Origin of the sequence: Bacillus sp. NTK074B (assembly GCF_017303375.1) — a bacterium.
Classification (GTDB): Bacteria; Bacillota; Bacilli; order Bacillales; family Bacillaceae_B; genus Rossellomorea.
The window spans coordinates 381,231-406,583 of sequence record NZ_JAFKOH010000002.1; the positions used below are offsets into that span (position 1 = coordinate 381,231).

24 protein-coding genes are annotated in these 25,353 nt (G+C 42.2%); 1 reads left to right on the forward strand and 23 read right to left on the reverse strand.

All coding sequences use genetic code 11. From position 1 onward, the window contains the following. Positions 1 to 12: 12 nt before the first annotated feature. From ftsA to JI667_RS05325, 21 genes are all read right to left on the reverse strand, one after another. Complete coding sequence (gene ftsA / locus JI667_RS05225; RefSeq protein ID WP_061809829.1) at positions 13 to 1,311, reverse strand: cell division protein FtsA; 1,299 nt, start codon at positions 1,309 to 1,311, stop codon at positions 13 to 15. 115 nt (positions 1,312 to 1,426) lie between these two features. Then, positions 1,427 to 1,789 (reverse strand): small basic family protein, encoded by a 363-nt coding sequence (locus tag JI667_RS05230; RefSeq protein WP_206851012.1) that lies wholly within the window; start codon positions 1,787 to 1,789, stop codon positions 1,427 to 1,429. A gap of 1 nt (position 1,790) precedes the next feature. Next, on the reverse strand, positions 1,791 to 2,519 hold the full coding sequence (locus tag JI667_RS05235) for a DUF881 domain-containing protein (protein WP_206851013.1): 729 nt from the start codon (positions 2,517 to 2,519) through the stop codon (positions 1,791 to 1,793). Between the two features lie 72 nt (positions 2,520 to 2,591). After that, positions 2,592 to 3,302, reverse strand: a complete 711-nt coding sequence (locus JI667_RS05240) for a DUF881 domain-containing protein (protein ID WP_206851014.1) — start codon at positions 3,300 to 3,302, stop codon at positions 2,592 to 2,594. Beyond that, a complete protein-coding gene (locus tag JI667_RS05245) occupies positions 3,277 to 4,062 on the reverse strand; it encodes a cell division protein FtsQ/DivIB (RefSeq protein WP_206851015.1) in 786 nt (261 codons plus the stop codon). Before JI667_RS05245 ends, JI667_RS05240 begins: the two co-directional genes overlap by 26 nt. A 641-nt stretch (positions 4,063 to 4,703) precedes the next feature. Continuing rightward, the gene (spoVE, locus tag JI667_RS05250) at positions 4,704 to 5,804 is read right to left on the reverse strand and encodes a stage V sporulation protein E (RefSeq protein ID WP_206851016.1); all 1,101 of its coding nucleotides are present in this window, start codon (positions 5,802 to 5,804) and stop codon (positions 4,704 to 4,706) included. A gap of 106 nt (positions 5,805 to 5,910) precedes the next feature. After that, positions 5,911 to 7,260, reverse strand: coding sequence for a UDP-N-acetylmuramoyl-L-alanine--D-glutamate ligase (gene murD, locus JI667_RS05255; protein WP_206851017.1), 1,350 nt, complete (start codon positions 7,258 to 7,260; stop codon positions 5,911 to 5,913). Further along, positions 7,261 to 8,235 (reverse strand): phospho-N-acetylmuramoyl-pentapeptide-transferase, encoded by a 975-nt coding sequence (gene mraY / locus JI667_RS05260; protein ID WP_206851018.1) that lies wholly within the window; start codon positions 8,233 to 8,235, stop codon positions 7,261 to 7,263. It abuts the gene before it with no gap. A gap of 2 nt (positions 8,236 to 8,237) precedes the next feature. Further along, positions 8,238 to 8,663, reverse strand: coding sequence for a hypothetical protein (locus JI667_RS05265; protein WP_206851019.1), 426 nt, complete (start codon positions 8,661 to 8,663; stop codon positions 8,238 to 8,240). A gap of 2 nt (positions 8,664 to 8,665) precedes the next feature. Continuing rightward, positions 8,666 to 10,126 (reverse strand): UDP-N-acetylmuramoyl-L-alanyl-D-glutamate--2,6-diaminopimelate ligase, encoded by a 1,461-nt coding sequence (locus JI667_RS05270; RefSeq protein ID WP_206851020.1) that lies wholly within the window; start codon positions 10,124 to 10,126, stop codon positions 8,666 to 8,668. A gap of 187 nt (positions 10,127 to 10,313) precedes the next feature. Beyond that, positions 10,314 to 12,230, reverse strand: a complete 1,917-nt coding sequence (locus tag JI667_RS05275) for a stage V sporulation protein D (RefSeq protein ID WP_368077881.1) — start codon at positions 12,228 to 12,230, stop codon at positions 10,314 to 10,316. A 230-nt stretch (positions 12,231 to 12,460) separates the two neighbouring features. Beyond that, complete coding sequence (locus JI667_RS05280; RefSeq protein WP_206851021.1) at positions 12,461 to 14,671, reverse strand: penicillin-binding protein; 2,211 nt, start codon at positions 14,669 to 14,671, stop codon at positions 12,461 to 12,463. Then, positions 14,671 to 15,039 carry a cell division protein FtsL gene (ftsL, locus tag JI667_RS05285; protein ID WP_206851022.1) on the reverse strand — a complete coding sequence of 123 codons (369 nt, stop codon included), beginning with the start codon at positions 15,037 to 15,039 and terminating at the stop codon, positions 14,671 to 14,673. Before ftsL ends, JI667_RS05280 begins: the two co-directional genes overlap by 1 nt. A gap of 25 nt (positions 15,040 to 15,064) precedes the next feature. Next, positions 15,065 to 16,000 carry a 16S rRNA (cytosine(1402)-N(4))-methyltransferase RsmH gene (gene rsmH, locus JI667_RS05290; RefSeq protein ID WP_206851023.1) on the reverse strand — a complete coding sequence of 312 codons (936 nt, stop codon included), beginning with the start codon at positions 15,998 to 16,000 and terminating at the stop codon, positions 15,065 to 15,067. 38 nt (positions 16,001 to 16,038) lie between these two features. After that, the gene (mraZ, locus tag JI667_RS05295) at positions 16,039 to 16,470 is read right to left on the reverse strand and encodes a division/cell wall cluster transcriptional repressor MraZ (RefSeq protein ID WP_206851024.1); all 432 of its coding nucleotides are present in this window, start codon (positions 16,468 to 16,470) and stop codon (positions 16,039 to 16,041) included. A gap of 218 nt (positions 16,471 to 16,688) precedes the next feature. Continuing rightward, entirely contained in the window at positions 16,689 to 18,308 is a 1,620-nt protein-coding gene (bshC, locus tag JI667_RS05300) for a bacillithiol biosynthesis cysteine-adding enzyme BshC (RefSeq protein ID WP_244668200.1), read from the reverse strand. 87 nt (positions 18,309 to 18,395) lie between these two features. Further along, positions 18,396 to 18,782 (reverse strand): DUF3397 domain-containing protein, encoded by a 387-nt coding sequence (locus JI667_RS05305; protein WP_206851026.1) that lies wholly within the window; start codon positions 18,780 to 18,782, stop codon positions 18,396 to 18,398. 1 nt (position 18,783) lies between these two features. Beyond that, positions 18,784 to 19,680, reverse strand: a complete 897-nt coding sequence (locus JI667_RS05310; protein ID WP_206851027.1) for a ketopantoate reductase family protein — start codon at positions 19,678 to 19,680, stop codon at positions 18,784 to 18,786. A gap of 137 nt (positions 19,681 to 19,817) precedes the next feature. Beyond that, the gene (locus JI667_RS05315; RefSeq protein ID WP_206851028.1) at positions 19,818 to 21,359 is read right to left on the reverse strand and encodes an acyl-CoA carboxylase subunit beta; all 1,542 of its coding nucleotides are present in this window, start codon (positions 21,357 to 21,359) and stop codon (positions 19,818 to 19,820) included. An 80-nt stretch (positions 21,360 to 21,439) separates the two neighbouring features. Beyond that, positions 21,440 to 21,655: a biotin/lipoyl-binding carrier protein gene (locus JI667_RS05320; RefSeq protein WP_206851029.1), complete on the reverse strand. Its 216-nt coding sequence runs from the start codon at positions 21,653 to 21,655 to the stop codon at positions 21,440 to 21,442. 53 nt (positions 21,656 to 21,708) lie between these two features. After that, complete coding sequence (locus tag JI667_RS05325) at positions 21,709 to 23,058, reverse strand: acetyl-CoA carboxylase biotin carboxylase subunit (RefSeq protein WP_206851030.1); 1,350 nt, start codon at positions 23,056 to 23,058, stop codon at positions 21,709 to 21,711. Between the two features lie 230 nt (positions 23,059 to 23,288). Between JI667_RS05325 and JI667_RS05330 the strand changes: the two genes are divergently transcribed. Next, on the forward strand, positions 23,289 to 23,765 hold the full coding sequence (locus tag JI667_RS05330; RefSeq protein ID WP_206851031.1) for an N-acetyltransferase: 477 nt from the start codon (positions 23,289 to 23,291) through the stop codon (positions 23,763 to 23,765). Positions 23,766 to 23,811: 46 nt separating this feature from the next. On the opposite strand, the gene JI667_RS05335 is transcribed toward JI667_RS05330, so the two are convergent. Beyond that, a complete protein-coding gene (locus JI667_RS05335) occupies positions 23,812 to 24,423 on the reverse strand; it encodes an RsfA family transcriptional regulator (RefSeq protein ID WP_206851032.1) in 612 nt (203 codons plus the stop codon). 127 nt (positions 24,424 to 24,550) lie between these two features. Continuing rightward, positions 24,551 to 25,312 (reverse strand): enoyl-CoA hydratase/isomerase family protein, encoded by a 762-nt coding sequence (locus JI667_RS05340; protein ID WP_244668201.1) that lies wholly within the window; start codon positions 25,310 to 25,312, stop codon positions 24,551 to 24,553. Positions 25,313 to 25,353: the final 41 nt, after the last annotated feature.

Consider the following 25,353-nt stretch of genomic DNA (forward strand, 5'->3'; position numbering starts at 1 on the left):
GATTCCTTTTATTTATTCAAAGAAGTATCCAAAGAACTTTTTCACTTTTGACATGGCCTTTTCATCTTCATGTTCTTCTTCTTTTACCTTTGCAGGCTTCGGCTTTTTATTCACCGGTTTCGATTGACGCTTCTCAGCGGCCTCAACAGGCACTGGTTCCGCACTTACAGATCTTCCTTGCAATCTTGCATTCTTCTGAGCATATTTGATCAATCCAACTGCTGTCGTATACTGGGGTTCCCTCACTCCGATATAATCAGGAATGGCCACGCGTACACGATTTTGGAAAACGATTTGTGCTAATTCTAACACACCTGGAAGATTTGCTACACCACCAGTTAATACATATCCACCTGGCAGGTCCCTGATTCCCAATCGTTTCAGCTCATGGCTGATGAGGTCCAGGATCTCTTCCAGCCTTGCTTCTATGATATCAGAAATTTCTAATTGATTAAATTGCTGATGTTGATCACTGCCAATAATTGGCACGCTGAACACTTCATCTTCCGACGCATGGTCATAGAAAGCATGTCCATATTTGGTTTTGATTTTTTCTGCATCGTCTGTGGATGTCCGTAATCCAATCGATAAATCCTTTGTAATATGTTCCCCACCGACAGGAAGCACCGTCGTGGCCTTTAAATGACCTTGCTCGAACACTGCTATGGTTGTAGAGCCGCCACCAATATCGATTAACGCAGCCCCGAGGTTCTTCTCGTCCTTTGATAACGCTACGGTACCTGCGGCTAATGGCTGAAGCACGATATCTACTATTTCAAGACCGGCCTTTTCTACACATCGGAGAGTATTATGTAAAATAGTCTTAGATCCCGTTATGATCGTGCCTTCCATTTCCAGTCGAACACCGATCATCCCCCTCGGGTCAGTAATCTCATCCAATCCATCAACGATAAACTGCCTTGGGATTACATTGATGATCTCCCTTTCAGGGGGAATAGAGACAACCTGGGCTGCATCCATGACTCTTAAAACATCCTCATCACCAATTTCCCTGTTGTCACTCGATACCGCCACCACTCCGTGACAAGATTGAAGTGACACGTGATTGCCTGTAATACCTACGATGACCTGGCTTATAGATAACCCGACCATCCTTTCAGCTTGTTCAACTGCCTTCTTGATTGTATGAACAGTTTCGTCTATATCTACGATGGAACCTTTTCTGATTCCTTCTGAGTTCACATTTCCTACACCGATTATGTTTAAGGAATCATTTGTCATTTCACCAATGATTACTTTCACTGTGGATGTACCGATGTCTAGGCTAACGTAAATTTCATTGCTGTTCACTCTATGGCACCTCCTTAAAGAATGATTATTTGGAACAACAATCATAAAAAAACATGATTCTAAGTATATCTTAATATGATATTCGTCGTAACAAAAACGATTCCCTTTTAAAATTCTAATTTTTTTCTCTTTTTTCTTGATTATTTGACCAATTGCTAATCATTATTCGCCTAATCACTGCTATGTTCTGGAATAATCTTACTCCAAAAGCAAAAACAGCAGCCAAATATAAGTCTACACCAAGATGTACCCCCAGAAAAGCTAAACTTGCTGCTAGTAAAATATTAAAAAAGAATCCAGAAACAAAGACCTTATCATCATAAATATTTTGGAGGTGGGCACGAATACCGCCAAATAATGTATCCAATGCTGCCAGGACCGCAATCGATAAATAATTGGAATACTCTTCTGGAATTCTAATATCTGTGAGAAGCCCAAGGAAGACCCCTACTAGCAACCCTAAAACGGGAAGCCACATATTACTCGTTCCCTCCTCTTTCCTTAACCGGTTCCATGAAACGGACCCGGATTGTATCCTTATATTCCGGTAGTACCAGCTTTTCTAAAGGCTTTGAAATGTTCACACGAAGGTTATCGATAAAGAAATCTTCCACTGACCTTGAAACCTGCATGCGATTGTACAAATCCTTGGCTGCATTTATATCTTTGGTCAGCACTCTTACCTCGAAAGGAATTTTCTTGATCGTATTACCATCTACCTTCGTATCTCCGTTAATATCCCTTATGACTGAAGTATTGATCAAACGATGACCGTCAATCGCGATATCAACTGCATCATATTGATTCAGTTCATTTACGAGCCTTTCCAAAAGTTCCGGCGAAACGTTCTGAACCTTTTCTCCGAGAAGGATTTCCTCCATTGAAGGCTCAATGGTCAGGATGAGTCCGGGGCCAGTCTTTTCAGTCAGTCCCATTTCAGTCTTTAATTCCTCCAGCGTCTGCTTCAATGCCTGTTCAGGACTCGATTGTTGCTCTGTTTTGTATTGTTCAAGCTTGGCTTCCACGGAACGCGTTTCAGACAATAAATTGGAGTTTGCTTCCTTCTCTTTCAAAAGAGCTTCCCTGAGCTCCCAAATATCCCTTGTGTCCCGGACAACCGGCTCTTTTACAGTCTGAAACTGGATGGCAATCATAAATCCGATTATCACAGTAATGACGGTAAAGCTGATTTTCAGTTTGTTATCCATTTAGTGCACCTTACTTTCAAAGCTGAACCTCATCCTGAACAAAGTCTATCATCCGCTTCAATGGAAGCAGGATTACGATTCACCAACCGTAGGTTCCAGGATGACCGTATTCTCTTTTTTCATTTCAAAGATGATATTATCATTCACAAGTTGATCTTTCACTCCACCTGTAATATTCATGGCAGAGGATAGTACATCCGGATCACCGATTGCCGTGATTTTGAAAGGAGCAGGGTAATCGATCCCATCAATCTGAATGACAGGACCATTACAAAGTATGTATGAATCATGCTTCAGTCTTTGCCCATTAATGGCAACCACAGAAGCCCCTGCTATATATAGTTCGTTAATGACCTTGAAGACATGGTGTTCATGCACAATATAATTATTGGCATTCTCTTCTTCAGGATCATACTGGGCATCTGATAGAGTAATAGTTACGCCGGGGCCTTTCACTTTCGTTTTGCCCAGGTACATTCGGTACTTCTCGGCATCTTCTGCCAGATTAAAATAAATTTGTTTTTCTTTAGAAAATTCTTTTTCCATATTGCCGATCTTATCCTGTTGCTCATAAAGCTTTTCCTGCAGCTTATTGTTCTTCTGCTGGTACTCCAGGATTTGATCTCTTAATGCTTCTTCCTGTTTCCATTGACCATTCGTCCGATTCCCAAGTTCTGCTTGCTCTGTGTTTGCCAGACTGAATGAAAAAGCAAGGATGAAACCCAAAACCAGACAAACAAGAGAGAGGATCACGTGCTTACCTCTCACCTTCATCCTCTTCATTGCTTTGTTCACCTTCCGTTTCGTATGCTCTGAAATAAGAACCAACCTCTAAATCAATAACCCCTTTTACTTCAGGGTCCAATTGACTGACGATCGAAGGATAATGCACCATTTTCTCAGAGAAGCTTCTAATGGTTGCACTCACTTCGAAGCCATCGTTCATAAATAGTGTCAAATGGTATTGATCCGTTTTCTTAGGAACGAGATTGATCTCTGAGATGAGATGTTGGACTTCAACAGGAAGCTCACCTAATTCCTTCACCATTTTGACCAGGACCTTATCTTCTTCAAATCCCCTTAATAGGGGAGCATCGACGGGTACCGCCCCAGTCCCTTTATCCAGGACCTTCCCATTCGATAGTATCACAAAGAATTTGTTCCCCTTAGAGAGGTACGCTTTCTTACCATACTCACGAATAGTTATTTCGTAAGAATTCGGGAATGTCAATTCTACCTTCGCATCCTTCACTTCAGGCAGTTTCTTTAATTGGTCCACGGTCTTATCTTTGTTTACACTCCATACGTTCATGCCACTGTCAATTCCACTTTCTTGAAGAACTGTCTTATCCGAAATCAGTTCATTCCCATTAACATACACCTTCTTTACATGACTAAGGGGGGATTGGAAATAAACAACCGACAAAATCATCAGGAAGAATAAAGAAAGTAAAAACAGAAGTCTGCGATTGGCCTTCTTTTTTCGGTGTTGTTTTAATTTAGGAATTCGATCTTCAATGGAAACAACATTTTCTTTTTTCATTTCGTTCTCCTCAATTTCACTTTTAATTCATTATATAATGGATAAGGTCTACTCATCTCGTCTTATAATGAAAGTACTCTTTATATTGGGATACCCCCTATTTTAAACGAAGGCATCACATGTTGAAAGAGGAACAGAACGTTTTCTGCCATAAACCTTTTCTGAAAAAATAATTGTTACCCTGTGACTACAAGTCTTCTGAGTCTGCCTATACAAATCATCATGACAGGACTCACTAAGATGGATTGCTCATACCACTTTTAGCATATGTACGTTCATTCACTTTCCAAAAGGATGGCCATCTTATGTAATTCACTCTTGGACCCTATTTTAAACAACAATTGAAGCATTATGAATGCATGTCATTGAATTGTAAAAGTATTGGTTAACAAAAGTAACAAACTCTCCTTTATTTTGAAAAGGTATGATTATTATGAATTACGTATATGTAATTTATTGTAACATCTTATCTTTGAATATCCTATCGTTATTTCCTTAATACATATAATTTATTTGTTATATTTCACAATCAGAAAAATAGAGACTGACGAGGATAAAGGGAGGTACCAGAAGAGCAATCTTTATGGACCGCACTCCCTTTCACCCCTTATTATTTTCCCGTCAATCTCTATTCTGAATCGTTAATTCCTTGTGTAGCGGCTGATGTTCAACAGAACTCCAACAGCCATAAGCATAAGCGTCAAGGAAGATCCCCCGTAGCTCAGGAATGGTAGTGTGATTCCTGTCACCGGCATCAGCCCCGTCACTACCCCTACATTAATCATCACCTGAATGGCAATCATGGATACGATTCCTAAGGCGAGGAAGCTTCCAAACAAGTCGGGTGCACCCAATGCGATCCTGATCCCCCTCCATAAGATTAACGAAAACAGGATCAGTACCAGAGTTCCCCCAATAAATCCGAGCTCTTCTGCCAGTATGGCAAATATAAAGTCATTTTGTGGTTCCGGTAAGTAGAAAAACTTCTGTCTGCTCTGTCCCAGACCTAAGCCGAATAAACCTCCTGGCCCTATTGCATATAAGGATTGAATGATCTGGAACCCGCTATTTAACGGGTCCTGCCAGGGATCCAGGAAAGAGGTTATCCGTTTAATCCTGTAGGGTGCAGAAATGACTAGACCCACAAACCCCAGCAAACCGATCATTCCAAGACCTACGAAATGTTTAATCCTTGCTCCTGATATAAAAATCATTACAACGCTAGTCCCTACCATTACAGTTCCTGTTCCCAAATCCGGCTGCAGCATAATCATCCCAAAAGCTGTAAAGACGAGCAAAAGTGCCGGCATGACCCCTTTTCTAAAGGAGGTAATATACTTTTGATTCTCAGATAGATACTTTGACAGGTAAGCAATCATGGCTAGTTTCATGAACTCGGAAGGCTGAATGGAAAAGGCTCCGACACCTATCCAGCTTCTTGATCCATTCCTCAAAACGCCTACACCGGGTATTAATACAAGAACAAGAAGAACGAAACAAACGATGATAATGACTTTTGACCATTTTCTCCATGTCCAGTACTCTACGTTCATGATGAAGAACATGGCTAATAATCCCACACCAGCGAAGAGCACCTGCCTTTTTGCAAAGAAAAAAGAATCATTGAATTTGTAATCGGCCCAAACTGCGCTGGCACTGTACACCATGATCAATCCAATGGCAAGTAAAGTGAGTGTAACCATAATGAGAATAAAATCGGGAGTCGATTTTTTTAAAGGCAAGAGTAAACACCTCGAATAGACAAATTTAGAGCCGTTCGAGCAAAGAAAATCCCGGTGTCTAAAACCGGTTAAGAACGTATCGATGCTCTATAAAGACAAGCCCTTATTAAAGCTTATGCACGGCCTCGATAAAAATGTCACCACGTTGTTCAAAAGTACGATATTGATCCCAACTCGCACATGCCGGGGATAACAATACGGTATCCCCTTCCTTTGCATGCTCATAAGCAACCGGAACTGCCATTTCAACATTATCGACAGGAATGATCGTTTGTATCCCTGCAGCTTCTCCAGTTTTCACGAGCTTAGCTGACGTTTCCCCAAAGGTGATCAACGTTTTAACATTTGCCAGGTACGGGATCAGGTCATCGAATTCATTGCCCCGGTCCAACCCTCCCGCCAGCAATATGGTAGGCGAGTTAAATGCATCAAGGGCACTTTTCGTCGCCAGGCTGTTCGTTGCTTTAGAGTCATTATAGAACTTAATCCCCTTTACTTCCTTGACGAATTGGGTTCGGTGTTTCACTCCCCCAAACGTACTCAGTACCTTCCCGATACTATTGTTGGATACACCATATATTTTACATGCCGCAACGGCACATAGAATATTTTCAAGGTTATGAGCACCCGGCAGGACGATTGAGTCCAGTTCAACGACCCGTTCATCCTTGAAATATATCGCCTGATCTTTAATATAGGCTCCCCCTTGTACTTCTTTTTGGGTTGAGAAGAGAATCACCTGAGCTTTTGTAAAGCTGATCGCTTCGTGTACATGCTCCTGGTCCCCATTGATGATTAAATAATCATTTTCGGTTTGGTTTTTTGTAATATTGGATTTCGCTTTCCAATATTCTGTCAAGTTCCCATGATAATCAAGATGAGCATCATAGAGATTAGTAATTATCGCAATATGAGGAGCAAATTCTTCTATCCCCATCAATTGGAAAGAAGAAAGTTCAACTACCATTTTCTCGTCTTTTTTTGCCTTTTGTGCTACTTCAGAAGCGACGGTACCGATATTCCCTGCTATGAGTGGCTTTTGATTATCCTCCCTCAACATTTCGAATAGGAGAGTGGTCGTTGTCGTTTTTCCATTCGTTCCCGTGATCCCGATCATTTCTGCTTCAGATATTAAATAAGCGAGTTCGACCTCGGTTAAGATAGGAATATTCTTTTCCATCGCCTTTTTAATCAATGGGTTATGGTATGGGATTCCCGGGTTCTTGATCACATATTGAAAGCCCTCATCCATCAGCTCGATGGGATGACTCCCACATATGACTTTAATCCCTTCCTGCAGCAGCCCCTGCGCCTCAGGATTGTCTGATAAAGGCTTTTGGTCATTCACTGTTACAAATGCTTCTAACTTATGTAGGAGAGAGGCAGCACTTACCCCACTTTTTGCCAAGCCTAATACCAATACTTTTTTATGTTTGAATTTCGTTGTATTTTTCATTTATAACCACACCTCAATATAGATTCCCAAAACGGCAAACAGCAATCCCACAGTCCAAAATGTAACGACGACACGCCACTCCGACCATCCCACCAATTCATAATGATGGTGCAAAGGGCTCATCTTGAAAATCCGCTTTCCTGTTGTTTTAAAGGATGCCACCTGTAAGATGACGGAAAGAGTTTCGATTACAAAAACCCCTCCAATAAGAATTAAAATAATTTCAAGCTTGGTCAGGATGGCAATGGTAGCAATCGCCCCACCGAGTGCAAGGGATCCGGTATCTCCCATGAATACTTTGGCAGGATGGGCGTTGAATACGAGAAAGCCGAGGACCGCTCCCACTACTGCCACTCCGAATATGGCAACATCATATTGCGATTGGCTCCATGCAAGTACAGCCAATGCTCCAAATGCAATCGCACTTGTTCCCGATACAAGACCGTCCAGACCATCCGTCAAATTGACGGCGTTAGAGAAACCGACCAGCCAAAAGATAATAAATAAACAATAAAACCATCCTAATTCAACGGAATAATCCGTTAATGGAATCGACACAGTGGTCGGAAATTGATTCTGCTTAAAGATAAGATAAAAAATGACCGATATGATGATTTGACCGAGCAATTTCTGTTTAGATGTCAACCCTAGATTCCGTTTCATCACCACTTTAATAAAGTCGTCCAAAAATCCCAATAATCCGAAACCTACAGTCACCATGATCATTAAATATGTTTCCGGACCCGGCTCCGAGTATTTCCATGTCATGACAAATGTTGTAATGACAATCGAAACCAGGAAAACGATCCCGCCCATCGTCGGTGTACCGGTCTTTTTCTGATGTGATTGTGGACCTTCATCCCGGATGCTTTGTCCAAACTTCAATCTTCTGAGGAAAGGGATAAACACAGGGGCAAGCAGTACGGTTATTAAAAATGACATGATGATCGTAAATAGAATCACTTGTTCGATCATGACTACTCCCCTCCTCTTTCTCTTGTCGCATCCAGCTCATGGGAGGATTTGTTCAAGGATAAATCCAATGCTTGATCATTAGCTTCATTAGTAAATATAAACTTCGTCATAATTTCCCACTTTTCTTGATTGTAATTTTGTTTGTAAATCTCTAGTAAGTGTACATAAGCCAGGTATACATCATCAACTATAAATAATGGAAAGTGATTCGGAACATAAGAAGGAATGGGGGCCTCTTTCGACCAAAGGGAAGCGATTGCTCCCATTTCAATGCTCTTCAAAAGATCGATTTCATCACTAAAAGGGACATAAAGTCCCTTCTCCATTGTCATACTAGTTGAATTAGAAACTATTAAAAACGCAAACCCCGGCAGGTTAATTCCTTTGGTATCTGGAAACAATCTCTTCACTTCATCATAAAAAAGCATTGCTACATCCCCTTGATGAAGTTTCTTGCAACTTCCCGATCATCAAAATCGTACACATCGTTCCCTATGATCTGATACGTTTCATGACCTTTCCCGGCAATCAGCACCACATCTCCGGGTTGTGCAACATTCAAAGCTTCCTTGATCGCTTCTTTACGATCAATGATCATTTGATATTGTTTACCGAACACTCCCGATTCCATATCTTTCAATATACTCGCGGGGTCCTCTGTCCTGGGATTATCAGAGGTGAAAATCGCATAATCCCCGTAATCACACGCGATTTCCGCCATGATCGGCCTTTTGATCCTATCCCTGTCCCCTCCACAACCGACGACTACTATCACTTTGCCTTTTGTGATCGTCCGGGTGGTTTCGAGTACATTTTTCAATCCATCAGGGGTATGGGCATAATCGATGATGACTGAGTAAGGCTGACCTTCGGAAACCGTTTCAAATCGCCCCCTGACCCCTTTTGCCTTCTCAAGGCTCCTGATACTGTCTTCAATCGGTATGCCTGCAGCAAACGCTGCAGCTAAGGCAGCAAGGGCGTTGTATACATTGAATTTCCCAGCATATTTTAAAACCATCTCCCATTCCCCGAATGGGGACACAAGGGTGAATACGGACCCCGTTGCCCCGAGCACCAAATCTTTTGCAAAAAAATCAGCAGAAGAATGGAGACCATATGTAAGTACATGGGCGGCTGTAGACCGGATAAAATAATCCGCTGCTTCATCATCCTTATTAATAATGGCGTATTTAGGGGATTTCTTAAAATAAGTATTCCCTAATTGGGAAAACAATAAGCCTTTCGCGTTCCGATAATCATCCATGGACTTGTGATAATCCAGGTGATCCTGGGAGAGGTTAGTAAACACTGCGATATCATAGTCGCAACCGTGTACACGACCTTGATCCAGTGCATGTGAAGAAACCTCCATGATGGCGGAACGCACCCCCTTATCACAAAATCGTCTAAATGTCTTTTGAAGGGTTAAACTGTCAGGAGTCGTGTTATGGCTGACTTCCAACTCATCCCCGACTTTAATATGCATGGTTCCGATTAACCCTGTCTTCATCCCGCTCTGGCTGAAAACATGATCAATTAGATGGGTGGTCGTCGTTTTTCCGTTTGTGCCTGTCACCCCTACCAAGAGAAGCTGGTGGGAGGGCTGTTTATAGAAATAGTCTGCCAATATGGCCATCGCTTTCTTTGTATCAGGAACAATAATGACGGGAATATCTGCATCAAGTTTCCTCTCTGCAAGGATGGCTGCTGCCCCATTCTTCTCGGCCACTCCGGAAAGCGAGTGGCTATCGACCTCTAATCCATTGATACAGATAAATAAATCACCATTCTTCACTTTTTTATGGTGGTTCGCGATGTTTGAAATAGCTGGATTCCCTTCACCCTGTACTGAGAAAAACGGTAGTACTTCCAGCAAAGTGTGCAATCTCATCTTTTCAACTCCTCACAGGTAGAAAGCAACCTTTTTATATTTTACAAAAAAATACGTACGAAAGCTATCAACCTTTTAACTTAGTTCGATATCTTTATTGATTTCAGCACTCTCGTTTTACATTCCCGGGGACATTTTAATATCTAAGCCCCGTGATTGATGATATCGGTATCACATTTCTGCATAACTATTCTGATAGATAAACCCTCACTTTGGATCCTTGTTTGATTTTCACCCCGGGATCAGGAGACTGACTTACTACTTTTTCACCGTTTCCGCTTACATCCAGATCAAGGTTTACGAGTTGCTCCTGAAGCTCATTTTTCTTCAATCCCACCAAATCAGGTGTTTCGATCATAGGAGTGTCCGTCCACGTCAATTCTTTTTCAATTTGGCCTTTTCGCTTCGGTACCCCTAATGCTTCCAGACTATCACCAATGATACTCCCACCAATCGGGGCAGCAACGACACCACCAAATTGAATCGTCCCCTTGGGATTATCCACTGCTACGTACACGACAATTTCGGGATCATCCATAGGTGCTACTCCCATAAAAGAAACAATATGATTATTTTCAAGATATTTACCATCTTTGGCTTTCTGGGCAGTTCCAGTCTTTCCCCCTACCCGGTAACCATCTACGTAAGCTTTCTTACCGCTGCCTTTGGCAACGACACTTTCCAACGCTGCCCGGATCTGCTTGGAAGTCTCTTCAGAAATGACCCTCTTCTTGATTTGAGGTGTCTTTCTCATCACCACTTCACCCGTTGTAGGATCAATAAGCTCTTTTGCAATATAAGGCTGATACAATACGCCTCCGTTGACAGCCGCAGATACCGCTGCTACCTGCTGAATCGGGGTAACAGCCACACCTTGACCAAATGCGGTGGTCGCTTGCTCCACAGGTCCCACCCGATCAAGATTGAACAGAATACCCTTTCCCTCTCCTTGAAGATCTATGCCAGTCTTTTCACCAAATCCAAAATTATGGATATATTCGAAGAGTTTCTGTTTCCCTAACCTCTGTCCCAGTTCGACAAACCCCGGGTTACATGAGTTCTGTACGACTTCCAGGAAAGTCTGCGTGCCGTGTCCACCGCGCTTCCAGCAATGAAGGGTCGAACCAGCAACCTCGATATGACCGGGATCATGAAACGTTTCCTTATAGAGGTCCACCTTCTTCTCTTCGAGTGCCGCGGCCAGGGTAATAATCTTGAACGTGGAGCCCGGCTCATAAGTGCTCCAGATCGGCAGATTCCGGTTATAAATCTCTTGCGGGACATTCCGAAAGTTCGCCGGGTCGAACGTCGGCCTGCTCGACATGGCCAGTATTTCACCATTGTTTGGATTCATAGCAATAGCAATGATACCATCGGGGTTATACGTAGCCTCGGCAATATCCAACTCCCTCTCTACAATGGTTTGCACTTTGGTATCAATCGTTAATTTCAGATCCAATCCGTTTTCAGGTTTTTCAAAGTCATCCGCCATATCGGGCATTCTCTTTCCTTTTGCATCTGAGAAAAATTTAACATACCCTTTATCTCCACTAAGCTCTTCATCGTATGAAAGCTCAAGTCCCATCAGTCCTTGATTATCAATCCCTGCGAACCCAAGGACATGGGATAAATAGCTTCCGTAAGGATAATAACGTTTAGAATCCTCTCCTAAATAGACACCTTTTAAATTCAGGTCCCTTACTTCTTTTGCTTTATCATATGAAATCTTCCTTGCTTCCTTTATCAATACCATGTTGGCTTTCTGTGTTACATATTTATATGCAGATTCTACTGAAATATTAAGGACGGCCGCCAGTTTATCCGCTGTTGCCCGTGGGTCTGTGATTTGCCGTGGAACAACAAATATCGTTGGTGCACTTTCATTACCGGCAAGTTCCACTCCATTTCGGTCTACTATTTTTCCCCGTTCAGGTTGAAATGGGATATTTCGACTCCATGAGTCTTTTGCTAAGCCGGTAAGCCAGTCCCCTTTAAAAAACTGAACATACCCAAGCCTTATATCTATGATGGAGAATACAAGGACCCCTACTATAAGCGCTGCAGCCAACCTTTTCCTTACCGTTACATTGGATACTCTTTTCACAAATGGAACCTCCCCTTCTATGGCTCGTTCCATTATATGCTTGGACATATTGGGGTATGTTTGAAATCAATGAAAGACTCGTGACGGTATAGTAAATTCTACTTAAGTATCATTTGAGGGAAGGACTGAAAAAATAAAAAGGGTGACTTTCATGAGATTCCTCCAATCCTTTGCCTTATAAATAGACATGGCTAAGGTGGAGGATGTCTCATGCATCAGTCATCCCTTCATTATTCGTTTAGAGGTTGTTCATCATCCGCTCCCTGAGCAGATTCTTCTTCAGGAGTCTTGAAGTTGATAACAAGAGGCTCATCTTTCTTAACCTTTGCCCCAGGCTGGATGTTTTGGCTGACAGCATAACCATTGCCGACCATATTCATCTTCAGACCTGCGATATTGGCTACCTTGAAGACATCTCTGACAGACCATCCCTTCATATCCGGAATGGTCATGTCTCCGTCGGTTTTGATCACGACTCTTTCTCCTTCCAGTATGGCCTCACCACCATGGGGAAGCTGTTTGACCACTTGGGAACCGTTACCGACTACGATCGGGGTAACTCCTGCTTTTTCGAGCTCTTTTTTTGCTTCCTCCACGCTCATTTTTCTCGTTTCAGGCAGAGACTGTTTTTTTATGCTCACTTTTTCCTGAGGTTTGATATTCAGGTATTTTAAGCTGTTTTGCATGACAGGGTTGAAGACTTCGGATACTGGATCTGATCCAATTTCTGTCGGCTCCAATTCAGGCTGCTGGACCCCCACGTAAACAATTAATTGAGGATCATCGATTGGAGCCATCCCCATAAACGAGAAAAGATAATTTTCTTTCCCCACCATATACCTTCCATTTGCAGGATCAGGGATCTGGCCAGATCCCGACTTACCACCTACGCGGTATCCTTCTATCGCGAACTTCTGTCCTGTACCATTTTCAGAAGTTACAGTTGTTTCCAGGTACTTCCTAGTCTGGATCGCCGTTTCTTTCGAAATGGGACTTCCAGAAACTTCAGGCTTCGTTTCTTTGATCACTTTCTTCGTATTTGGATCCACGATTTTGGAAATGACATAAGGTTTCATCATTTTCCCATTATTCGCAATCGCAGACTCTGCCTGTACCATTTGAAGAGGTGTCACCGTTGTACCTTGACCAAAGATGGTCGTGTATTTCTCAATCGGATAATGATAGAGGATGGAACCTGAAGCTTCGTTTGGTAACCCTACATCGGTCGCTTCACCGAAACCGAAATCATGGAGGTAATCCTCATATTTCTTAAACCCTATCTTATCGAGAAGATTAGCAAATGCTACATTGGAAGACCTTTGCACACCCTCTAAAAATGTGATGGTCCCCCAGCCTTCTCCTCCATTATGATCTCGAATCGGGTTAGGGACATTGTCAACGTAGAACTTCCCTGATTCATACGTTTCATTGGGATTGAATTTCCCTTCATTCACCGCAGCAGCCAGGGAGAAGGACTTCATCGTCGATCCGGGCTCATACGTGTCTTCAACGATGATATTCGTCCAGTTATCCAGAAGTCCCTCTCTTGTGTCAGGGTGAAAAGTAGGTCTTTGAGACATAGCGAGAATCTTCCCCGTCTTCGGGTCGGATACGATCGCAAACATTTTCTTGGGCTTATATTTTTTTTGGACTTCATTCATTGCCTCTTCAAGAAACGTTTGAACTTTCTTATCAATAGTCAGATAAAGGTCATCCCCATTCTCTGGAGGAGTCACATGTTCATCTGCATTCGGGAGGAGATATCCCCATACATCACTCTTATATGCAACAGAACCATCTTTTCCTTTTAACACATCATTGAAGCTTGCTTCGACTCCCATTTTCCCCACGGTAGTGGAGTCACCATCTTCGTCGGACTTTTTTTGGGCAAACCCGATCAGATGTGACGCAAAGGAGCCGTTTGGATAGAAACGCTTCGCTTCTTTCCTGAATGTGATACCAGGAAGGCCCGCTTCTTTGATTTCAAGCATTTTCTGGTGTGATAAGTCTCTTCCGGGAGCTCCGAACTCTACTTGATAAGGTACTTTATCGTTCGTACCCTTCTTGGTTAAACGGTCGTAAATAGAACTCTCCTTCATATCAAGGAGTTTAGCAAGAACTTTGGCCGTTTTCTCAGGGTCAGTCACGTGCTTCGGTTTTTTCGGATCACTCGTGATACTTGGGTCCAGTATTGCTACAAGAGTATACGCAGAAGTATCCTCTGCAATGACCTCCCCTTTACCGTCAAATATTGTTCCTCGATGGGCTTCTAGAATATGACTCTTAATATATTTTTTTGCCGCCTGTGATGCCAGGACTTTCCCTTCCGCTTCCCCAGTGACCTGAATGGTGACAAAGCGGACCATTAATACAAAAAAGAGCAAGCCGAAAATCCCGAAAAGGATGGCTGCCCCTATGTTCATACTTGGTCTCTTTTTCATTATTGTTCAACAACCTTAACATTCTTTTCTTTTAAGTTAAGTCCAAGTTCTTTCGCTTTTTCAAGAATACGTTCATACGTACTTAATTCGCTCACTTGAAGTTTCAGGTCATTATTGGCCTTCTCCTGTTTTTCAATAGTGGTTTCAACGTTCTGAACTTCTTTGTTGACATCATAGATGGCTGCCTGTGTCGATACGATTTGAACGGCCAGGAAACAAAACACCATGGCGAATATGGCCACAAGGATCTTTTCACCCGGTGTGACGACGGACCTTCTTTCTTCATTCAGTCTTTGTGGTCTGGCTTGAACGGACTGATAAGATTTCTCCACTTTTTGTTGCTCGTAATTTCTGGCTAAGTTACTCAAAATTCTCCCTCCCGTTTCCTTCTTTTTATATATTTTTTTCTGCGATTCTCAATTTAGCTGACCTGGCACGATTATTTTCTTCTAATTCTTCTTCGCCAGGCAGGATCGGTTTTCTCGTAATCAGTTTAAGTTCCGCCTCATACCCCTCAGGGATAATAGGTAGTCCTGGAGGCAAGTCAGGCCCAGACGCTTTTTCCCTGAACATGGTCTTACAAATCCGGTCTTCCAGTGAATGAAACGTAATGACGCTCACCCTTCCACCCTTATGGAGAAGACCTATCGCCTGCTCCAAGGAATCTTCGAAAGATCCAAGCTCATCATTCACGGCAATACGGATTGCTTGAAAGACTCTCTTGGCTGGATGACCACCCTTTCGCCTTGCGGGTGCCGGAATTCCATCCTTGATCAATTCCACAAGTTCCCCCGTGGTTTCAATTGCATTCACTTCACGCGCTGCTTCGATCTTTCTGGCAATTTGCTTGGAGAATTTTTCTTCTCCATATCGATAAAAGATCCGGACCAAATCTTCAAACGACCAACGATTAACCACATCGAAAGCAGATACTTCCCCTTGTAAATCCATTCTCATGTCAAGAGGTGCATCATGGTGATAACTAAATCCTCTTTCTGGAGTATCCAGTTGAGGTGATGAAACACCAAGATCGTATAAAATCCCATCCACACTATGTACTCCGAGTAGTTCAAGTTCTTCTTTGATATGTCGGAAATTTGATTGGACGAATGTCACTCTGTCCTTATAAGCTGAAAGCTTTTCTTTTGCATGGTTGATGGCTGTTTCATCCTGATCAAAGCAATACAGATGTCCTTCGGGCGATAGCTGACTGACGAGATATTCACTGTGCCCTGCACCGCCTAGCGTACAATCTACATATACGCCATCTTTTTTGATATTAAGGCCGTCTACGGTCTCTTTCAATAATACAGTGGTATGTTTAAACATGTTGAATTCACCTTTCCAATCGAACGTTTTGCGGAGGGCTAAATATCAAACCCTTCCATATTCTCTGCAAGTTCAGCAAATGAATCTTCAGATTGTGTGAAATAGTCTTCCCATAATGATTTACTCCAAATCTCAATTCGATTGGAAACTCCTAAAATAATGCATTCTTTATCCAAATGTGCATAATTCACAAGTGTAGCAGGAATATTCACCCTGCCCGTTTTATCCAGTTCACTCTCGGTTGCTCCCGAGAAGAAAAATCGGGTGAAGGCACGGGCATCTTTCTTAGTCAGTGGCAGGGCTTTAAGTTTCTCCTCTAAGGAACGCCATTCATCCATTGGGTAACCAAATAAGCACTGGTCAAGCCCCCTGGTGATGACAAAGGCTTCACCGAGGTGTTCACGGAACTTGGCAGGTACAATTAAACGGCCTTTATTATCAATGTTATGTTGATATTCGCCCATGAACATATGCACTGCCCCCACTTTCTAACACAAATGTACCACATCCCCCCACTTTTCTCCACTCTTTTCTATATTCTTTTCTTGCATAATATTCCCTCTTTTTTTTGTTAGTCTTTTTCCTGCTTTTCCAGACAAATTTCCGGATGAAAAATTTGTCTTTATACAACAAAAAAAGGACCTTATTCGCACTTTAGAGCGAATTGGGTCCTTTTTTAATTAGCCGTTCATATATAGATCACTTTATGTGTTCCATCAAACGTAAAATCCTGGAGGGTCAAATCTTTCACGAAGGCTTGGCCGTATTTATTTAAGAAATAGAGGACATTCAAAGTCCTTTCCTGAGGTCCTTCATTCGGCCTGATACTGTTTTCTACTTTCATAAATTGAGAGAACGTTAATGAGTTCTTATCTTTCAGCGCTTTATTTATTTTTTTCCGTAAATAATCAAACTGGCTGTGATGGAACTCAAGATTCTTCTCAATAATGGGGGCCAACCCTTGATCAATCGAAATGGATTTTTTCCTGATTCCCTCATATTTGCGTGTGAGTTCTTCCTGGATTTCGTTCATTTCCTTTTCAAGTTCCGGATGTTCAAGTGTCTTCCAAAAAGCATCCCTGGCAGTCGTTACTCCTTCTGTGATGACTCCTTCGAGGGTCAACCTGAGTTCCCGTATCCTTTTATCAATTTCCCTTTCCACTATCGTGATGTTTAGCCGCGGCACAACTGGAGGCATCTTTAAATCTACATGCTCAAATGCCTTCTTCAATTCTCCCCAGTATGCAATTTCCCCCGGCCCCGCAATAAATGCGAGATTCGGGAATAACCACTCCTGCATCATTGGCCTTGTAACGACATTATTACTAAATGATTCCGGATTATTCTCTAAAATGGTCAGCAACTCGGCGGAAGAAAATGCCTTACCGCTACTTTTATCAATAAACCTGTCGCCATCTCTATCCAGAAGCGCTCTTTCGTTCTGGATCTGAAGGAATAGATTCGCGGCATCAGGTGATATTTCCAACTGAGTGCCGAACCCGCTTTCCCGGATGACTCTTTGTTGTGCCAGAACAGCATCTGTAATCGATTTACTGCTTTCAATCAAATGATGAAAATGTCCCCCTTCAAGTCTTCTAAGGGGAGGATAAGAAGAATCAATGACCAGTAGACCGAAATCTTTAAATAAGCTCATGACAAAATGCGCAAATAAACGTACAATCGTTTGTTCTTCATCAATCATCTTATTGAGTTCTGTCAGCAGTTCTTTTGTATACTCTGTCTCACCTAAAACGGTCAGGATGTCACCAACCCACTCCTTCATCACTGACTTTGTATACGTAATGTGAGAGGTCATCTTTTTTTCCAGTACCCTTTCAGGATATCCAACCTTCTCAAGCTTCGATTCTTTTTCAACGAATATATGATTCACTTCTTGATAATCGTGATCTTCTCCAGCAATCCAAAAAACCGGGACAACCGGGTGTTTTAATTCTGCTTCCTGCTGTCTCGCTAATTGAATGACTGAAATGATTTTATGTATGGTGTAGAGTGGACCAGTCATAAGGCCAGCCTGCTGCCCGGCCACGACGGTAACTGCATTATCCCTTAATTTCCCAAGGGACTCTTCCACTTTATTGGACGAAGGCAGTCCTTGCATATAAGAGGATATACACGTTGTCAATTCTTCTCTTGGGAATTGACGGGAATGCAGGTCCTTCATGCGTTCTTTGTAAACTGAAGGCATGTTAATATTATAGTGAAAAAAAGAAGTGACAGGCTCTTCTTGATTTAAGTATTTAGATGCAAACTGATTGATTGCAGGAATGTTTAAGCTTTCCAAATCCATATGATTGACTCCTTTTCTAGCTCTTTGTATCCTAACGATGAGTATATCATTCCACATAAGGAAAAGGAAAAAACTTGCCTGTTAATTTTAATTCAGTTCCAGAATACGGAGGATGAGACCAGTGATCATCAATGTGATATACGCAGTGAAAAACAAGAGGAAGTTGACTCTCCAAAAGCCTCTCAAAACTTTTGGGTAATGTATCTCACCTTTTGCCTTCCAATACATTAGGACAAACAACACTCCTATGGAACAGACCACTATAAAGATGAGCCACAGGTAAGATGTCTGCCAAATGGCTATGACAATGAAATGAACAGAAACAATTAATAGAAAGGTGGTTATATCAATGGCGATATGGACCGCTTTCCGGTGACTCTTCATAATTTCCTTTGCTAGAATAAAACTAATGAAATATCCCAAAAATGGAATCATAACGAACATGGCTATAATTGTAGAAAAAACAGACGCCATTTTATCCCCCCAGACCTTCTCTTTCTATTCCTTTAACTAATCTGTAAAGTACATTCATGTTGGGTACAAAATGGTGTTCTTCTTCTGCTTTATCCAGAAGTACGCCTAAGATCGATTCGATTTCCGTTTCTCTCCCCGACTCAATATCCTTTAACATGGAGGATTTGTTCAAATATGTATTCCTGCAGATGTCAGCGATTTTATCAAATGATATGACCTCTTCCATATGAGGGAATAAAAGCATCAACTCACCGAATACATCCCTTTGTAAATGATGAAAATATTGATTTTCGACCAGCTTACCGTTCGTTACACCGGTCAGTGCTGTCAATGGATTAATGCATACATTGACGAATAACTTAGTTAGGAGCATGTTCCCGAAGTCAGGTTGGATGGAAAAGGGAAATGAAAGGACACTCTGCGATACTACTTCTTCCATCACACCCCAATTTCCTCTAATTAACGCAATATTAGTTCCTGCTTCCCCTAAATGGTGAACTGTATTATCATTTTCTTTCATTGCGCCATGCTCGACCGAACCCGCTATCAAATGCTTATGGGGTAATGATTTCACCCACTCAATATGCCCTATCCCATTTTGGACAAACATAAGGGGCCGTTCTGCACCAAAATGGACGAGAGTCTCTTCAAGTGAGAAGAGATCATATCCCTTTACAGCGACTATCCCAAGGTCAAATTCATGATCTGTCTCGATCTGATTGACAGCCCGGACTCTTGTGTTGATGGTTGAGCCCTTTTTATGAATGGTTACTCCCTTATTTATCAGTGAGCGAGCCTGTGACTCTCTCCTCACAATCAGGGTGACATCGAATGATTGGCCCAAATACCCCGCAATCAAAAGACCAACCGCTCCTCCCCCTATGATTCCTATTCTCATAAAGACCCCTTCTCCTGCTTCATTTATGAACATTTTACCAAATTTCCTTCATGAAGAAACTATAGGCTAAAAGAATCATTCACCGTTTGAAAGAAAGGGTCCGTTCAAAAAAGAACGGACCCTTTCTTTCACTAGCTTTAGACAGGATATACTGGGTGTTTTCTTTCACTGAATTGTACATCCTTCGATTCATAAAGACTATATCGTTGAATCAATACAGAACGTAATTCATTCGGCGCTGTAATTTCATCTACGATTAATTCAGAAGCCAACTTGTATATGTCGATATGCTCTTTATATTCCTTCTGTTTTTCTTGGACATACTGAATTCTTTCCTTAGGATCTTCAATGGCTTGGATTTTATTAGAGTAAACAGCATTCACCGCTGCTTCAGGGCCCATAACGGCGATTTGAGCAGTCGGGAGGGCGATGCATACATCAGGATCGAATGCCGGGCCAGCCATTGCATATAAACCGGCTCCATAAGCCTTCCTGACAATTACAGAAATTTTCGTTACCGTTGCAGAACTCATAGCGGCTATCAGCTTTGCACCATGTCTGATAATTCCCGCTCTTTCCACTTTTGTCCCGATCATGAAACCGGGCACATCAGCGAGGAATAGTAACGGTATATGGAATGCATCACATAACTGGATGAATTTAGCGCCTTTGTCGGCAGAGTCATGGAAAAGGACCCCGCCTTTCACTTTCGGTTGGTTCGCAATGATTCCTACCACCTTCCCGTCCAGTCGTCCGAAACCAGTAATGAGTTCAGGAGCGAAGAGTTTCTTCATCTCAAAGAAGCTTCCTTCATCAATCAACGTATCAATGCAATCATACATATTGAATGGAGCATTTTGATGTTCAGGGATGATATCTTCCAACAGCTTTTCATGTTTAGGAGCTGATCCCTCCTCCACCTGTGGCTTGTGCTGATAATTCGCGGGGAAATAACTTAAGTATCTCTTCGCTTCCTCGATCGCTTCTTCTTCTGATGCTGCAAGAAGGTCTCCACAACCACTGACGGTACAATGCATTCTTGCTCCACCCATCTCTTCGAGTGTCACTTTTTCACCGATGACCTTTTCTGCCATTCGAGGAGAACCGAGATACATGGACGCATTACCATCTACCATGATGACGATATCACAGAAAGCAGGAATGTACGCCCCACCGGCAGCAGATGGTCCGAACAGGACACAGATTTGCGGAACCATTCCAGACATCTTCACTTGATTATGAAATATTTTACCGGCACCGCGTCGATTTGGGAACATATCCAATTGATCGGTGATACGCGCTCCTGCAGAGTCTACCAAATAGAAGATAGGTACTTTTAAATTCAAAGCGGTCTCCTGGATCCGGATGATTTTCTCTACCGTTCTCGCACCCCAGGAACCGGCCTTCACAGTGGAATCATTTGCCATGACACAAACAGTCTGTCCTCCCACTTTCCCGATGGCAGTGACAACCCCATCGGCAGGTAAATCTTCAGCCTTATTATTGGCAAACATCCCATCTTCCTGATAATCCCCATTGTCAAACAATTGTTGAAGACGATCACGGACAAACATTTTTTTCTGTTCTTTTAATTTTTCATGATATTTAGGCTGACCGCCAGACGCAATTCTGTCTCTTGTTTCTTCAAGAGTATTGATAATCGTTTTGGATGTCGACATAATATCCCTCCGTTTTATGTAAATGCATAAAAATCGATACAAGTCAGAAAATCTATAGATCTTCTGACTTGTTGAAACACTTATCCTTCAATAACAAGTAATACATCGCCTTCATTAACGAAGTCACCTATATTCACTTTAATTTCAGTCACTTTCCCTGCCGCTTCGGCTTCAACGGGAATCTCCATTTTCATCGATTCAAGCATAAGTACAGTTTCCCCGGTAGATACTTCTCCACCCTGTTCCACTAATACATTTAATACAGTTCCGGCCATTGTTGATGTGATTTCCTTCATGATTGATTCCTCCAGTTTTCCTCTTAAGTGATTTTGGAGCATTCCGCCCCTCATTATGTGCGTTCGGCTGTCAAAAAGTCCTGAAGCCATTTCGTGGTATAAAACCCTTCAATAAAACCTTTGTCTTCAATAACATCCCTGAAGAGAGTGACATTCGTCTTGACTCCTTCTATCTTTACACCTTCAAAGAAAATCTTCGCTTTATTCAATGCATCCGATCGGTCACTTCCCATAATGATACACTTGGAGATCATCGGATCATAAAACGGGGTGACCTTGTTACCCTCTTCGTACCCGCTATCGATACGGACACCCCCTCCTTCTGTCCATTGCAGTTTAGTTAATTGACCGGGAGAAGGGTAGAAGGTTTTCGGATCCTCTGCATATACTCTAAACTCAATGGCATGACCGTTGTTCTGGATTTCCTCCTGTTTACATAACGGGAGAGGTTTCCCTTCCGCCACAAGCAGCTGCCACTTCACAAGATCAAGCCCGGTGACCGATTCAGTGACGGGATGTTCCACCTGCAGTCGTGTATTCATTTCAAGGAAATAGAAATTCTCCTCTTCGTCAACGATAAACTCCACCGTTCCTGCATTGGTATATCCAACTGCCTTACCGGCCTGTATAGCTGATGCATACATCTTCTCTTTCGTTTCTTGAGATAGAGCAGGAGATGGTGATTCTTCAATCACTTTCTGATTTCTTCGTTGAACCGAACAATTCCGCTCGTAAAGATGAACCAGATTTCCATGGTGATCTCCGAAGATTTGCACCTCTACATGCCTCGCATTCTCTATACATTTCTCAAGGAAGACTTCCTCTTTTCCAAAATAGGTTTTAGCACGGTTTTTAGTAGAGTCAAAGCTTTGAACGAGCGCTTGCTCATTTTCACAGCGAATCATACCGATCCCCCCGCCTCCGCCACTCGCCTTCAACATGACGGGATAGCCGATTTGGAGGGCCACGGTTTTAGCTGCATCAATGGTTTCTACTCCACCCTCACTTCCTGGTACTACAGGAACCGATGCTTCCTGCATCACCTTCCTCGCCTCGACTTTATCTCCCATCTTGTCAATGATGTCGTGGGCGGGACCAATAAAGGTAATTCCTTCTTCAGTCACCCTACGCGCAAAATCGGCGTTTTCAGACAAGAGACCATACCCGGGATGGATACCATCCACCTTTTCCTTCCTTGCCACTTCCAGTATATTGTCCACTACCAAGTATGAACGATTCACTTGAGATTCACCTATGCGGTATGCAACATCCGCGTCTTTTACAAAGGGCATATCCTGATCTGCATCTGAATAAACCGCGACTGTTTGAATATTTAATTGTTTACATGTTTTGATGATCCTTGAAGCGATTTCTCCCCTGTTTGCAATTAGTATCTTCTGCACAATCTCTCCCCTTTCTTCACAGAACACATCTGTTCAATATACGAATTCTACAAAAATCGTCGAATTCCTTCTTCTCCATTGTAAACGTTTTCTAAAATAAGTGCAGAATTTTTTGTATTTTTGTTATATAATAATAATAAATATGTGCTCTACGTTCAGAGACATTGCAAACGGATACATGACATGTCACGTATCCCCAGATTTTTTAAGCATTATTAGGAGGTTATACTATGGCAGTTAAAGTAGAAAAACTGAAAGTAAATTATAAAACTCTTGAAGAGTTTAAGAAATTTAAAGAATATGGTGTCCAGGAACTTTCCATGCTTGAAGACTTACAGGCAAATATCATTGAAAACGATAGCGAATCTCCTTTTTATGGAATTCACTTCGGTGATACCCTAATTGCTAGAATGAGCTTATATCAAAGGAATGCCCGTTTCGATCAATATTTCGATCCTCCGCAAAATTATTTGGAGTTGTGGAAACTTGAAGTGTTGCCAAAATACCAGAATAAAAACTACGGAAAAGCACTGGTGGAGTTTGCCAAGGAATTTGGCTTACCTATCAAGACAAACTCCCGTATCAAATCACAGGGATTCTGGGAGAAAATGGGCTTTGAAGCTGTAACATACGAAGTGGAAAGAGATTTAGGAGAAAATCCATATGTCTGGTTCCCTGAAGGTGTTAAAGAACAGAAAATCAGTTAACACAAAAAAGGCTTGCTCAAATTTTTGAGTCAGCCTTTTTTTCTCTTCATTTATTCAGCCTTTGCAGGTTTCCATTCTTATCCATTTGGAACTTCACCTTGTCTTCATTCCCTTGAAGGAGAGCCATTTTTCTCGCTTTCTCAAAGATCGCCAATAAAGATTTATGATCCTCTTCCAGGAGTTTGTACTTCTCTTCATATTCTCTCAACTCTTCTTCTGTTCCTTTAAGTTTATCCTGAAGCTGTGAGATTTGTTCTGCGAGCTGACTGTTTTCATTCCTGACTCTCTCTTCATTCCTAACGGCTTCCTCCGCTTTTTGGAGATACTGAATCATACTGCCCATTGAAAATGCTTCAGGAGCATCCTGTGTGATCACTGTCTTCGGGTTTTCCTGCTTTCCTTCAAGGGTCTTAGTTAATGCTGAGTGCTTCTTTGAATGCTTTCTTTGTTTTTTGGCGAGTTCGATACCGGATTTATACTGTTTACGGACAAACGAGTTCCATCTAAAGCCACATGCCGCGGATGTCCTCGATAGTTTTTTTCCTACTTCATCAAACGCCTGAAGCTGTGTACCCCCTTCGCGGATATGGCGCAGTACCACTTCGGCCAACAATACATCTTCATCCTGGCTCCAGGCATCCTGTCTATTTGAAGACATTTGAATCCCCCCTGTTTAATCAGTTTCTCCATACATATGCTCTTACTAGAGAAGATAGAATCTTCACCACTATTTTTTAATCCACAAAAAAAAAGAACAGGCCTCTGCCTGTTCCTCTTGACATATTCTATTCCTTGTTAAAAAACTTGTCTACTGCTTGATGGTGTTCATCACTCGCCCATAGTACCGAGCATCTTTTTATTTCTTCCAGAATATTCTCTTCTATCTTCCCCCTATCCCACTTGACAAGGAGTTGATGCTTATAAGCTTCCAACACCCCTGCAGATTTTGATGAAATCATTTGGATAAACGGAATATCATGCAAAAGCACACTATCATCCACCACTTGATCTATAAAACCGATTTCATTTAAGACCTCTGCTGTTTCCAGCCTTGCAGTCATCAAGAGCGACAGGGCTTTTGATGCCGGAAGTCTCTCAAGGAGCAATGTGCCTCCTCCCCACCCGGTGGTGATGGCAAGATTCCCTTGAACGAACCCCATCTTGGCGGTTCTCTTCGCCACTCTAAAGTCACATGAAGCGGCGATCTCACATCCCCCTCCAACCGCTGTACCATTGATGAAAGCAATGGTAGGCTTCGGTAAAAAGGCGAGTCTTGTAAGGATGTCACCCATACGACTTAGCATCCCAAAACTTTCGCTTTCTGTTTTAAGAGTGTGAAACTGTGATAAATCCCCGCCGGAACAAAAAGCAGAATTTCCACTCCCGGTTATAACCAAAGCTTTTACCTGGTTGTTGTGAATGCTCTCTGCCATTGCCTCCTCAAGCCCAGTCATCACTTCATAGCTTACTGCATTTCGTTTTTCAGGTCGGTTGATGGTAAATGTCAATACCCCTTCTTCATCCATATGTATTAAATATGCGCCCAAGTGATACCCCCCTTATTATCTTACTTATAGTGTAAGGTGTT